The 12,079-nt window shown below is 51.0% G+C and carries 10 protein-coding genes; 5 read left to right on the forward strand and 5 right to left on the reverse strand.

Annotated features, from left to right (window positions below; translation table 11 throughout):
• Positions 1–225 precede the first annotated feature (225 nt).
• From J3P34_RS17150 to J3P34_RS17170, 5 genes are all read right to left on the reverse strand, one after another.
• Complete coding sequence (locus tag J3P34_RS17150) at positions 226–1,491, reverse strand: DUF1501 domain-containing protein (RefSeq protein WP_210489852.1); 1,266 nt, start codon at positions 1,489–1,491, stop codon at positions 226–228.
• 26 nt (positions 1,492–1,517) lie between these two features.
• The gene (locus tag J3P34_RS17155; RefSeq protein WP_210489853.1) at positions 1,518–3,527 is read right to left on the reverse strand and encodes a DUF1800 domain-containing protein; all 2,010 of its coding nucleotides are present in this window, start codon (positions 3,525–3,527) and stop codon (positions 1,518–1,520) included.
• Positions 3,528–4,044: 517 nt separating this feature from the next.
• Positions 4,045–5,883, reverse strand: coding sequence for a glutamine--fructose-6-phosphate transaminase (isomerizing) (gene glmS, locus J3P34_RS17160; protein WP_210489855.1), 1,839 nt, complete (start codon positions 5,881–5,883; stop codon positions 4,045–4,047).
• A 42-nt stretch (positions 5,884–5,925) separates the two neighbouring features.
• Positions 5,926–7,332 (reverse strand): DUF4270 family protein, encoded by a 1,407-nt coding sequence (locus J3P34_RS17165; RefSeq protein WP_210489856.1) that lies wholly within the window; start codon positions 7,330–7,332, stop codon positions 5,926–5,928.
• The gene (locus tag J3P34_RS17170) at positions 7,316–8,128 is read right to left on the reverse strand and encodes a glycogen/starch synthase (RefSeq protein ID WP_210462683.1); all 813 of its coding nucleotides are present in this window, start codon (positions 8,126–8,128) and stop codon (positions 7,316–7,318) included. The genes J3P34_RS17165 and J3P34_RS17170 overlap by 17 nt, the downstream gene beginning before the upstream one ends.
• Positions 8,129–8,270: 142 nt before the next feature.
• Between J3P34_RS17170 and panC the strand changes: the two genes are divergently transcribed.
• From panC to J3P34_RS17195, 5 genes are all read left to right on the forward strand, one after another.
• Complete coding sequence (gene panC, locus J3P34_RS17175) at positions 8,271–9,110, forward strand: pantoate--beta-alanine ligase (protein WP_210489857.1); 840 nt, start codon at positions 8,271–8,273, stop codon at positions 9,108–9,110.
• Positions 9,111–9,197: 87 nt separating this feature from the next.
• On the forward strand, positions 9,198–9,545 hold the full coding sequence (gene panD / locus J3P34_RS17180) for an aspartate 1-decarboxylase (RefSeq protein ID WP_210462687.1): 348 nt from the start codon (positions 9,198–9,200) through the stop codon (positions 9,543–9,545).
• Between the two features lie 13 nt (positions 9,546–9,558).
• Positions 9,559–10,578 carry a lysylphosphatidylglycerol synthase transmembrane domain-containing protein gene (locus tag J3P34_RS17185; protein WP_210489858.1) on the forward strand — a complete coding sequence of 340 codons (1,020 nt, stop codon included), beginning with the start codon at positions 9,559–9,561 and terminating at the stop codon, positions 10,576–10,578.
• Between the two features lie 112 nt (positions 10,579–10,690).
• Positions 10,691–11,182, forward strand: coding sequence for a D-glycero-beta-D-manno-heptose 1-phosphate adenylyltransferase (gene rfaE2 / locus J3P34_RS17190; RefSeq protein WP_210462691.1), 492 nt, complete (start codon positions 10,691–10,693; stop codon positions 11,180–11,182).
• A 40-nt stretch (positions 11,183–11,222) separates the two neighbouring features.
• A complete protein-coding gene (locus J3P34_RS17195) occupies positions 11,223–11,882 on the forward strand; it encodes a zinc metallopeptidase (protein ID WP_210489859.1) in 660 nt (219 codons plus the stop codon).
• Positions 11,883–12,079: the final 197 nt, after the last annotated feature.

The raw sequence follows: 12,079 nt of genomic DNA on the forward strand, positions 1-12,079 counted from the left end.
TTGCCCACAAGATCCTTTCAAGATGACAAGAATAAGGGGTAAGCTATTTACCTGCGATGCGTGTTATCAGGAATGCGTGCGGACACGAGCGGGACGCTCGCGCCAGCGGGGGGAAGTATCCGAAGCTTGTTTTAAGGCTGTTTCCCAAAAACCAGCTTAAAACAGTAAGGGCAGCCGTAACGCTGCCTTTACTGTTTTTATAAGTTGAAATCGTTAGGTCAAGCGTCAGACTTGCCGCATGACGCCTATCTTCTCTCCCGTGAAATCAGGGAAGAGGACTTTGTCATTCTTGATGTTCAGGTGTTTCCCGGCTACTTCGCTGAAAATACTCCGGAAATCGGTGGTGACGGGGAGGTCGCGGCCGTCTTCCAGATTTTCTTTGGCCAGCGGCGGCACATGGCCGTGTACCAGGCCGCCGTTCACATCGTTGCCTAAGATGAATAGGCAGGAGCCTCGGCCGTGGTCGGTGCCGTTACTGCCGTTCTGGTGCACGGTGCGGCCAAACTCGGTCATCGTCATCACGTTCACGTCATCCTGGTAGGCGTCCAGGTCTGTCCAGAAGGCGGTGATGCTTTGGCTCAGGTCATTCACGTTGCGGGCGAAGGTGCCGTTGGAGGTCCCTTGGTTGTAGTGCGTGTCCCATCCGCCGGACTCGGCGAAAGCCACTTCCAAGCCCACGTCCATTTTGATCATCTGGGCAATCTGCTTCAGTGATTTTCCCAGCCCGGAGTTAGGGTAGATCGCATTATTCGCCGGAATATAGTTCTTGGAGTCAATCTTTTGCAGCATCTTCACGGCCTCAAAACTCTCTTTGCCGGTTTTGTTCAGCAGGGAAGACGAGGTCTGGTCATACAAATCCTCAAAGTTCTTGGAGGCCAACGCCGCACCTTGTTGGTTTCCGCGCATCTGCACCCCGAAATCCTGCAGGTTGCTGATGGCAATAGCGGCATGGTCGCCGTAGAACGAGCGGGGCAGCGAGGAGGTGAGGCTGACTGCCTGGAATGGGGTGGGCTCGTGGCCTAGTAAACCCACCGCCCGGTTGAGCCATCCGCTGGCGGTGCCTTTGTCAAAAGGGGTGCCCGTTTCCATGTAGTCCTGCGCATCGAAGTGTGAGCGCGTGGGGTTGGGCGATCCCATACCGTGCACAATGGCCAGGCGCTTCTCCCGGAACAAGGGCTCAAACGACCGCATGGCCGGGTGCAACCCGAAACGTCCGTCCAGGTCCACAAGGGGATTGGCCGAACTCTGCGCAGCAGTCATGAACAGGCCGGGTCGCGCCTGCTGCAGGAATTCATCGGTGAAGGGAGTTACGGCCATCAGGCCATCCATGGCGCCCCGCTGAAAGATGCAGACCAGGATCTTGTTTTTCTTGTAGGGCAGCACCAGTTTGCTGCTACTGGCCGCCTGCGCCAAAAAATTAGGTACGCCGCCTAGGCCCGCCGCGAAAAGCGCCAGTGCCCCTGATTTCAGGAATCCTCTTCTGGTAGTCATCTCAATTTTTTTGCGGGTTAAACAGATTATCTGCGCTGGAACTCAGGGGACCCGATGATGATGCCCACCACCTGGGCCAGCATGGGCGTGTTGGTGCCTTTCAGGGCTTTGGGGTTCATCGGCATGGCAGGGTCTTTCTTCTGGTTCTTTTTACCGTCCTGGCCTTTTTTCTCCTGCATTTCAATCATCATCTCATCCTCTTGCTCCCGGGTTTCGTTCTGCATTGCCACTGGCTTTTTATTAGCCGCTGCATCTACCTTCTGCCCGAAACTAGGATCAGTGAGGGTAGGCGTTAAGCGTTTGATAGTGGCCTCCAGATTGCGCTCGGGCAGCAGGAACTGACTGTAAGTGAGCAAAGCCGCCTCGGCGCTTTCCGGTTCCCGATTTTGGTTCAGGGCCACCAGGTCAAAGGAAATGCCCTTTATCTTCTGCGAAGCCAAAGCCAACCCGAAGTTCATGCGGTTGAGCAAGGAGCCGGTGTTGATCCAGTAAGCGCCTTTATCCGGGAAGCCGGTAGGAGCCTGGTAGTAGTAGATTCGCTCGCCCATTTTGGTGATCCAAGCATTCAATGGAGCGGGGTCCTGAATATCAGCGTTTAGGCTGCGCACTGAACTAATGGCCAGTTCAAACGGCGATTTCGTTTTCTCCCGCAGGGCCTCTTTGCTCCAGAACTCGGGCGCGGTGACCATGGTCAGCAGCACCTCCTTAATGTCTCCATCCTTCTCCCGAAAGGTTTTGGCCATCTTGTCTATTAGGCTTTGGGGCGGCGTATCATTCACGAACCGGATAGCCAGCTTTCTAGAGATGAACTTTGCCGTTGATGGATGGTGAGCGAGTAAATTGATCAGCCGCAGGCCTTCTTCGTAGCCGCCGTTAGCCGGGAAATTGGTGCCCAGCACTACTTTCGGTCCCTGGTCATGCTTATTGGCCGCGAAGAAGAAGTCTCCTTCCTGCACACTGCCTTGTTTTGCCAGCAAAGCAGCCCGGTCTGGGTTCTGCTCAGAAGCTGGCTTTTTCAGGTTAAAATGATTCATCTCGGGGTTGATGGTCCAACCAGTTAAGATGCGGGCTGCTTGCGTCACATCCTGCTGGGTATAACCACCATCTACTCCCAAGGTATGCAGTTCCATGATCTCGCGGGCGTAGTTCTCATTCAAGCCCGCACCTCTTTTAACCGTCTTTATTTTCTGAGCCAATTGCTTTTGCTGTAGCGCGGTGTCTTGGGTCAGGCGGGCCTCCAGCATTAGTTGTTGGCGCTCCTGCCGCTTTTTCTGCTCCGGGGTGAGGCTTTGTTTTTCGGCTACGCTTTTGAAATTGTCCAGGTAGGCCAACATAGCCGGTGATTTAGCCGTGGCCAGCAAAATAGTCTCGAACTTACCCAATACATTAGGCCTGATCACATCCCGCTCATAGGAGGTAAGGTACAGGTCGCAGTTCTTGTTCGTGAGCGAAACGTTGAAATGGTTAAACCAGAAGCTGGTCAGGATTTCCTGTAATTGGTTCTGCGAGTAAGTGGCCCGCAGGATTTTTTGATTGAAGAGCGCATTGTGAAGTTCCCCCTGCGGCCTGAAGCCTTTTTCCCGCATATAGGCACCCAGTTTCTCCCGTTGCGCTATTCTGCCTTCTTTGGTCAGTTCACTGTTCTTAAGGGAGTCTATGTGAAAGACACCTTCCTGCATCCCTAATTTGAGAATCTGCCCTTTCTGCGGATAATAGTACACAATCTCCTCATTTGACATTTTCAAAGAGCGATAGGGAGCAAGCTTCTGCTCCAGTTCAGGGTCTGGTAGATTGGCCTGGAGCTGCTGCGCAAACCATTTCTCCAGCCCTATTTTCACCACCTCATCTACCTGGCCCGGCTTGGACCCGAAGGTGAAACGGCTAAGTAGATGCGCTGCTGCTTGCCGCTCGGTGAGGCCCGCCTTTTTATAAGGAAATTTGGGCACGTTTGCCACCGGTTTCTCTGCACTTTCAAATGAGGAAAGCAGCAAAGAAGTAAGGATGAAGACCAGCGTCAGACCGGGATATCTAAACATACGGTGCATACTGCCGATATTTTAAGTGGTTACTTTCTTTCTCAAGGCTGGGGTTACGGTTAACAGTATATTGTTCTGCCGCCAAACCCGTGTGCATGGTACTATATAAATGGTTTGCTCATGCTTCCTGGTTCATTCCAAAGTGAGAACGGCAAAGGAAGCATGGAGCCTTTAACCTGAGGTATCCGCTTTTTCCTATAGAGCGGAGAATGGGTGTAATGGTTTAATGTTAATAAAAAGATATTCTGCGAGAATCCCAAGTACTTGGCTAATAAACAGCCATTTACCGTTAGAACCAAGCTCTTGTCATCATTCCCAGAGTAGTTCCTCGGGTGCTCTGCTTAGTGCCTTTCGTTTTAAAGCTGGATTTTTGTAAGAACAGAAGTAGTCTCCGGTTTTGAGCTTGTTTTAACAAAAACAGGTCCAAAACAAGCAGTCAAATCAATTTTGGGAATTAACCTAAACAAAAAGGGGAAGCTGTTTGGCTTCCCCTTTTCAGATTTATGATTGGTAGAAATTACTCTACAGTTACAGACTTAGCCAGGTTACGTGGCTGGTCAACGTTACAGCCGCGCAGTACCGCAATGTGGTAGCTCAGCAACTGTAAAGGAATAACCGAGATCAACGGCATCAAGGCTTCATGGGTGTTAGGCACCTCAATCACGAATTCAGCCATCTGCGGGATTACGGTATCACCTTCGGTAACCACCGCAATCACTCTACCCTTACGGGCTCTTACTTCCTGTACGTTAGAAACAATCTTCTCGTAAGAACTGTCTTTAGTGGCAATTACCACCACTGGCATGTTCTCATCAATCAACGCGATAGGTCCGTGCTTCATTTCTGCCGCCGGATATCCTTCTGCGTGGATGTAAGAGATCTCTTTCAGTTTCAAGGCGCCTTCCAAAGCTACCGGGAAGTTGAAACCACGGCCCAGGTATATAAAGTTAGTGGCGTCTTTGAAGATCTCAGAAATAGCCTGGATCTCTTTGTCTAACTGAAGTGCCTGCTCCACTTTAGCCGGGATTTTCTCCATCTCTAGCATTAAGCTACGTAAAGCAGTCAACTCCATTGTGCCGCGCATCTCGGCAATCATCATCGCGATAAGGGAAAGAACCGTTACCTGCGCAGTGAAGGCTTTGGTGCTAGCCACCCCAATCTCAGGACCAGCGTGGGTATAGGCACCAGCATCGGTAGCCCGGGCAATAGAAGAACCTACCACATTACACACCCCAAAGATCATGGCGCCTTTTGATTTGGCCAGTTCCAGGGCGGCAAGCGTATCTGCGGTCTCACCAGACTGAGAAATCGCCACAACAATATCCCCTTCACGGATCACCGGGTTCCGGTAGCGGAACTCAGAGGCATATTCTACTTCTACCGGGATACGGGCAAACTCCTCAATCATGTACTCGGCCACCAGACCAGCATGCCATGAAGTACCGCAGGCCACGATGATGATACGATCAGCGTTCTTGAAACGGGTAGCATACTCTCTGATGCTGGACATGGTTAACTGCGTGTTCTCTGCCACCAGACGGCCGCGCATGCTGTCCATGATAGAACGAGGCTGCTCAAAAATCTCTTTCAGCATGAAGTGCGGGTAACCGCCTTTCTCAATGGCTTCCAGTTCCAGCTCCAGTTTCTGGATGTAAGGCGTCTGCACCACATCTTCTTTGGTCCGGATGTCCATTACTCCGTCTTTGATCACGGCAATTTCATAGTCATTTAAATACACTACTTCATTCGTGTACTCAATGATAGGGGTAGCGTCTGAGGCCAGGAAGTACTCGCCTTTTCCTACACCAATCACCAACGGGCTACCTTTGCGGGCCGCTACCAATTGAGTAGGTGAGTCATGGGAGATAACCACGATGGCGTAAGCGCCCACTACCTCGTGCAAGGCCAGACGTACGGCTTCAGCCAGAGAAACATTGCTGTTTTTCTGTACATCTTCAATGAGGTTAACGAATACCTCAGAGTCAGTATCGCTGTGGAACTCGTAGCCCTTGTTGATCAAGTGTTTTTTAAGGGAGGCGTAGTTCTCAATTATACCATTGTGGATAATAGCGATCTTCTTGGAGGAGGAATAGTGCGGGTGCGCATTGGCATCGTTCGGCTCACCGTGGGTTGCCCAACGGGTATGACCAATCCCAATGGTACTGCTGGTGTCCTGGGTACCTATATGCGCTTCTAGATCAGCGACTTTACCTTTTTTCTTATAAACTTTAAGATCACCATCGTTTAACAAAGCTACACCGGCACTGTCGTAACCGCGGTACTCCAAACGCTTCAATCCTTTTAAGATAATGGGGCAGGCTTCTCTCTGCCCTACATAAGCTACTATTCCACACATAGTGATGTAATCTACTGTTAAGCTAGGGGTATATAAAAACTATTATTGAGCAGTTGAATAGAAGAGTCTTAGCTTAATCCGGCGCTCAGCGCTGAGGCTTTGATTCGCTTCTATAATAGCGCGGTTTATGGTCTGTGCCAGGTTAGAAGGTGTTGACAGGGAACTGCTCACGTTGGAAGGCAGTAGAATAAGTCCATTGTTCGTTCTTCTGTTATAAAGCAGGTTCTGCATGTAGCTAGTGATATTGACCACATACACATAGCCTCCTTTTGCCCCTCTGTACTGGAGGGTAGCGGGAGCGGTAGAATTTTCTGCCAGCAGCGCACTTGGTACTCCGGCGTTCAACGCAATTCGGTTAGAGGTGGTTGCTTCCACTACGGTAATAACTGGAGGCAAAAGTGCGGAGTCTCTGGCGGAGATCACGGTGGAGGTTACCAACGGAATAATCAGTTCGGCTTTGTTGATGGCCAGGTTCTGTTCTCCGCCGGACTGCGTCTTACGGAACTCAGCAAGGTAAGGCAATTCTATTTTGGTAACCAGCCCAGCCCCAGCCTGAAGGAAGGTGCGGTTTCCCGCGTTGGCAGATGACAGGGTATTGCCGGTGGCGATTAAAGAAGCAAGTGGCGTTGCGGCTCGGTTTGCATCAATATGGTTGTAATAACGGTCAGTGAACAGCAGCGAAGTAGTCTTTGCGATGTTTTTCTTTGACTTGTAGTGCAACGTAAGCGTTGTGTTGGCAGAAGTGGGCAGGAACCCTACAATGCTGCCTTGCTCATCAGAACCGTTGGCGGGTACAAGAGCCAGTCCATTGATGACGTTGGCAAACGTCTGGGTGGAGGAAGTCTGCGCCAAAGCCTGAAGAACCTCATTCGCGAAAGCGCCGGTTATCTTGATTTTCAATAAAAGCGGCAGCGTTTTGGTCGTATCGGTGGTGCTTCTGTAGGTAGTGCTGGGCCGGGGGCTGAAGGTCACAGTCCCTACCGGAGTTTCATTGTACGCCATCGGCTCATTGATGAAATAGGTCTCATCATCTCTGAATGTCTGGGTCAGACGGTGGACATTCATGGCTATGGCCTTGGTAGTATCCCCGAAAGCATAGTTGTAGTCCAGGTTGATGACCAAGGAGTCGGCGCCTTTGCTTACATCAATGGAATCAGCGTTGGCAGGGAAAGTCAGGGGGGCAAACTCTGCGTACGTTTTAGCCGTCACGGTTCCAAAGACAGGATCAGTGATTCTACCTACCTGTACCCGGGCCGCGCCCAAGCCAATAATAGAGTCTTTCAGTAAAACAGTAGAAGCTCTTACTGTAGCTGTGTCTGTATAAGAAGTGCCTATCTGGGTACCTGGTTCCTGCAGCTCCAAACCAATAGCCGTTGGGTCTTCGCACGCAGTGAAAAAGAAAGAGAAAATAAAGAGTACAGCAGCTGCTTTACTAATTCGCAAGTTCATTATACAAGTTAAAGTAAGAATCCAGGGTGTTTTCGTCTGAGCTAATGGTGTTGATCTGCTTGGTGCTGTTATACTCCTGAAACATGGCATTCAGGTTGTCGCTGAAGTCCTCGTTTGATTTGATCACCATATCAGCGTACTGAAGACCCATTTTGATGAAAGCACCGAAGTCACCTGATCTCAGGTTCGTCAGCATCTCGTCTTCAATGTCCAGCATCTTGGCTTTCTCCAGCAGATCGCCCTCAAATTTGTGGGTGAACTCACTGTTGTAAACCGAGAACACAGATTTGGCCGTCTTGAAGATAGGGTCATTCTTATAGGTGCTCTTCAGGTACAGCGGAATCAGGCTCGTCATCCAGTCGTTGCAGTGTACAATATCCGGGGCCCAACCCAGTTTCTTCACCGTCTCTAACACGCCTTTGCAGAAAAAGATGGCCCGCTCATCATTGTCTGGATAGAATTTATTGTCTTTGTCCACCAAAACGGACTTGCGGTGGAAATAGTCTTCGTTGTCAATAAAATAAACCTGGAGTTTGGCATTCGGGATAGAGGCCACCTTGATAATCAGGGGCTTTTCCTCTTCGCCAACGGCAATATTGATGCCAGAAAGGCGAACCACCTCGTGCAGGCGGTTCTTGCGCTCGTTGATCAAACCAAACCGAGGCACAAAAATCCTTACTTCCATCCCACGCTCTTGCATCGCTTGTGGCAACATCCTCAGGAATTCCGCTACTTTTGTGGTTTGCAGAAAGGGATCAATCTCAGTAGCCGCGTATAAGATTCTCAATTTGGACATAGGTTGGAGTGATTAAAATAAAACAGGCAATAGTAATTGCGAAATGCAAAATTAAGCAATTATCAGCTGATTCTCAATTTATTTGAATAAAATCATACCTTTGGCGTCTTTTGCCAATTCAATATTAAACCCGCAGCCCTCCATGTTGCAGCTTACCTCTTTATCTGATATCCGGCAGCACACCGAGATGCTGCGCCAGCAAGGCCAACGCATTGGGTTTGTCCCTACTATGGGCGCCCTGCACGAAGGCCATCTGTCGCTCATCAGGGCGGCCAAAAGCCAGAACGATATCACCGTCTGCAGCGTGTTCGTGAACCCGGTGCAGTTCAACAACGCCGAGGATTACCGCCTTTACCCCCGGCTGCTGGAGGCGGATGCCCAGATGCTGAACCAGGAAGGCTGCGATGTGCTGTTTGCGCCCACGGCAGAGGAGATGTATCGGCAGAAAGCCCGGTTGTCTTTTGATTTTGGGGAGTTGGAGCAGGTAATGGAGGGCGCGCACCGTCCGGGTCATTTCAACGGTGTGGCCACAGTGGTGAGCAAGCTTTTCCATCTAGTGAAGCCGCACCAGGCCTTCTTCGGGCAGAAGGATTTGCAGCAGTTTGCCATTATCCAACAACTGGTGCTGGACCTGAGCTTTGACCTGGAGTTGGTGTGTTTCCCCATCATCAGGGAAGAAGACGGCCTGGCCATGTCCTCGCGCAACCGGCGCCTCACGCCGGAACAGCGGGCGGTTGCACCGCACCTCTACGAAGCCCTGCAGCTCCTGCAAACACAGCTTCAGTCTAAACCGGTGGCAGAAGCCAAAAAGGAGACGGAGGCGTTTTTGGCCTCTTTTCCGGAAATCAGGCTGGAATACCTGGAGGTAGTGCATGCACAGACCCTGCAGCCGGTAGAAGAGATCTCAGCGGGTGTGCCGGTGGCCCTGTGCCTGGCGGCTTTCCTGGGCGAGGTGCGGCTCATTGATAATATGCTGTTGTAGATTCTATTCTTGCATTAAAACCAAAAAGTCAACTGCCTGTTTGTCTCATAAATAATCTATAACTTTGCATGTTTTTAGATTGTTTTGATGCAGATTGAAGTTCTTAAATCCAAGATACACCGGGCCAAAGTAACCCAGGCCGAGTTGCACTACGTGGGAAGCATTACCATAGACGAAGATCTGTTGGATGCGGCCAACATGGTTCCCCATGAGAAAGTCCAGATCGTGAACGTGAACAACGGCGAGCGTTTTGAGACCTATATTATAAAAGGAGAAAGAGGTTCTGGTATGATTTGCCTCAACGGCCCGGCTGCGCGTCGGGTGCAGGTAGGGGATATCATTATCATCATCTCTTACGCCCTGATTAATTTCGCGGACGCCCGCACCCACGAGCCCACCGTTATTTTCCCAGACCAGCATAACCGCCTGGTGTAGTTCCCGCCCCGGCATGAAGAAAACCATCAACGTACTGAAGTACCTGCTGCTGCTGGCGGTATCGGTTTTCTTGATGGCGTATGCCTTGCGTAGTATCAACTTCTCCGCGGTAAAAGCTGAGCTTTCCCAGGCGAACTACTTTTGGGTAGCCGTTACCTTGCTTGTCTCGGTGGCTGGTTACGTGAGCCGCGCCATCCGCTGGCGGATGCAGTATGCACCTTTGGGGTATAAGCCTAAGGTCATGCAGGCCTATCATGCCCTTATGGTGGGTTACCTGGCCAACGTGGTGCTGCCGCGCGCGGGCGAGGTCATCAGGTGTACTCTGCTCAGGCAGTCATCCGGCATACCGGTGAACGTTTCCCTGGGTACTGTGATCACAGAGCGGGTCATAGATCTGCTGATGTTGCTCTCGTGCATGGGCATTACGCTGTTGCTGGAGTTTGACCGCCTCAAAGATTTCTTCCTGGAAATCTTCTCTGAGAAATTCCACGGGCTGGAGCAGAACCTGCAGACGCTGTATGTACTGGCGGCTGTAGCTGTTTTCGGGACGGGAGCCATGATTTGGTTTGTGTACCGAAACATCGCCAAACTGCGGCAGAACACTTTCTTTAAGAAGTTGAGTGCGTTTGTACGAGGCTTGTGGCAGGGAATCTCTAGCGTAGCGAGAATGGAGCAGAAAGGCGCTTTCATTTTCCATACCGTATTCATCTGGCTTACCTATTACCTGGGCAGCTACCTGGCTTTCTTTGCTTTACCCGGTACCTCAGGACTTTCCTGGCAGGCAGGTATGGCCATTCTGGTGGTAGGTGGCCTGGGAATGTCGGCGCCGGTGCAGGGCGGCATTGGCGTGTACCACATATTGGTAAGAACCGCTCTGCTGCTGTACGCCGTACCTCTTGACAAGGGAATGGCCTATGCCCTCATCACTCATACCACGGGCGCCCTGCTGGTGGTGCTCATGGGCGGCATCAGCCTGGTGGCCGGCTTGGGCCAGACCAAAGGCAAAGACCAACCCGCCAGGCAAGTCGCGTAAGCAGTTTCCGGTTCGTTTTCTTTGAATCGGCTTGAAAACAGAAGCCGGGTTTTTGCGTTCTTTTCCCAGGAACCGCTCCTTTATATTGTACCATCTAACCGTTTCCCATCCTATGCTTCCTTCAGAAGAGAAAATCATGTCGCTCTCCCGGCTTTTAACCAAAGTAGAAGAATGGCGGGCGCAGGGCCAGAAAATAGTGTTCACCAACGGCTGCTTTGATATTGTGCACGTGGGTCACGTGGATTACTTGGAGCGGGCACGTCTATTAGGCGATAAACTGGTGGTGGGATTGAATACTGACCAATCTGTCAGTAGATTAAAAGGGCCATCCAGGCCATTGCAAGACGAAATGTCACGTATAAGGGTTATGGCATCCTTTTGGTTTACAGATGCTATAGTGTTGTTTGACCAGGAAACACCCCGCGAGTTGATCCAAGCCATAGGACCGGACGTGCTGGTGAAAGGCGACGATTATGCCATAGAGAATATCGTGGGACATGATATAGTGCAAGCCAGAGGCGGTGCCGTGAAAACAATTCCGTTGGTGAAGGGGTACTCTACTTCGCAGGTGGTGAACAAGATCCTGAGCGACCAACACAGTTAACCTTAAAAGAAAGAGAGAAATGGGCGGTATTTGGATAATCATGATTGCAATGATGCTGGCCTCGGCGCTGGTCAGCTGGACATTGAAAAGTAAGTTCGAGAAGTACTCCAAACTGGGCCTAAGATCTGGGCTTAGTGGCCGCGAGGTCGCGGAGATGATGCTGGCCGATAACGGGATCACCGATGTGCGCGTGATCTCCACCCCCGGCCGGCTGACGGACCACTACAACCCCGCAGATAAAACCGTGAACCTGAGCGAGCCGGTGTACGAGGGGCGCAGCGCAGCGGCAGCGGCCGTGGCGGCTCACGAATGCGGACACGCCGTGCAGCACGCCAAAGCGTACGCCTTCCTGAAGTTCCGCTCGGCCATGGTGCCTGCCTTGAGCGTGGCCAGCCGTTATATGCAATGGATTCTGTTGATCGGGGTGCTGATGATTCAGACCACACCCATTCCATTGGCGGTAGGGGTGCTGCTGTTCGCCTTGACTACCCTGTTCAGTTTTATCACCCTGCCGGTGGAATTTGACGCCAGCAAGCGGGCCTTGGCCTGGATGGACACCAGAGGCGTGGTAACTACCCAGGAGCACGGCATGGCCAAAGACGCTTTGAAATGGGCCGCGATGACGTACGTGGTGGCCGCCATTGGTTCATTGGCTACCTTGCTCTACTATGCGTCCATGCTTACCGGCCGTAGAGACTAGGAACCTTTAAACCAATTATATGTAAAAAAGAGGATAGCGGAAGCTATCCTCTTTTTTTGTGCATCCTTTTCGTTTTTAGGCTGTTATTCAGTAAATAGCCAAAAAACCGAACAAATGTTAGCTTTAGTCTGCGTTTGCAGGTATAGTAGGCTGCTTGCATACTATTTTTTCATTATTTTTGTTTTATCATTCTCACA

The sequence above is a fragment of the Rufibacter aurantiacus genome, from assembly GCF_017916345.1.
In the GTDB taxonomy this organism is placed as follows: Bacteria; Bacteroidota; Bacteroidia; order Cytophagales; family Hymenobacteraceae; genus Nibribacter; species Nibribacter roseolus.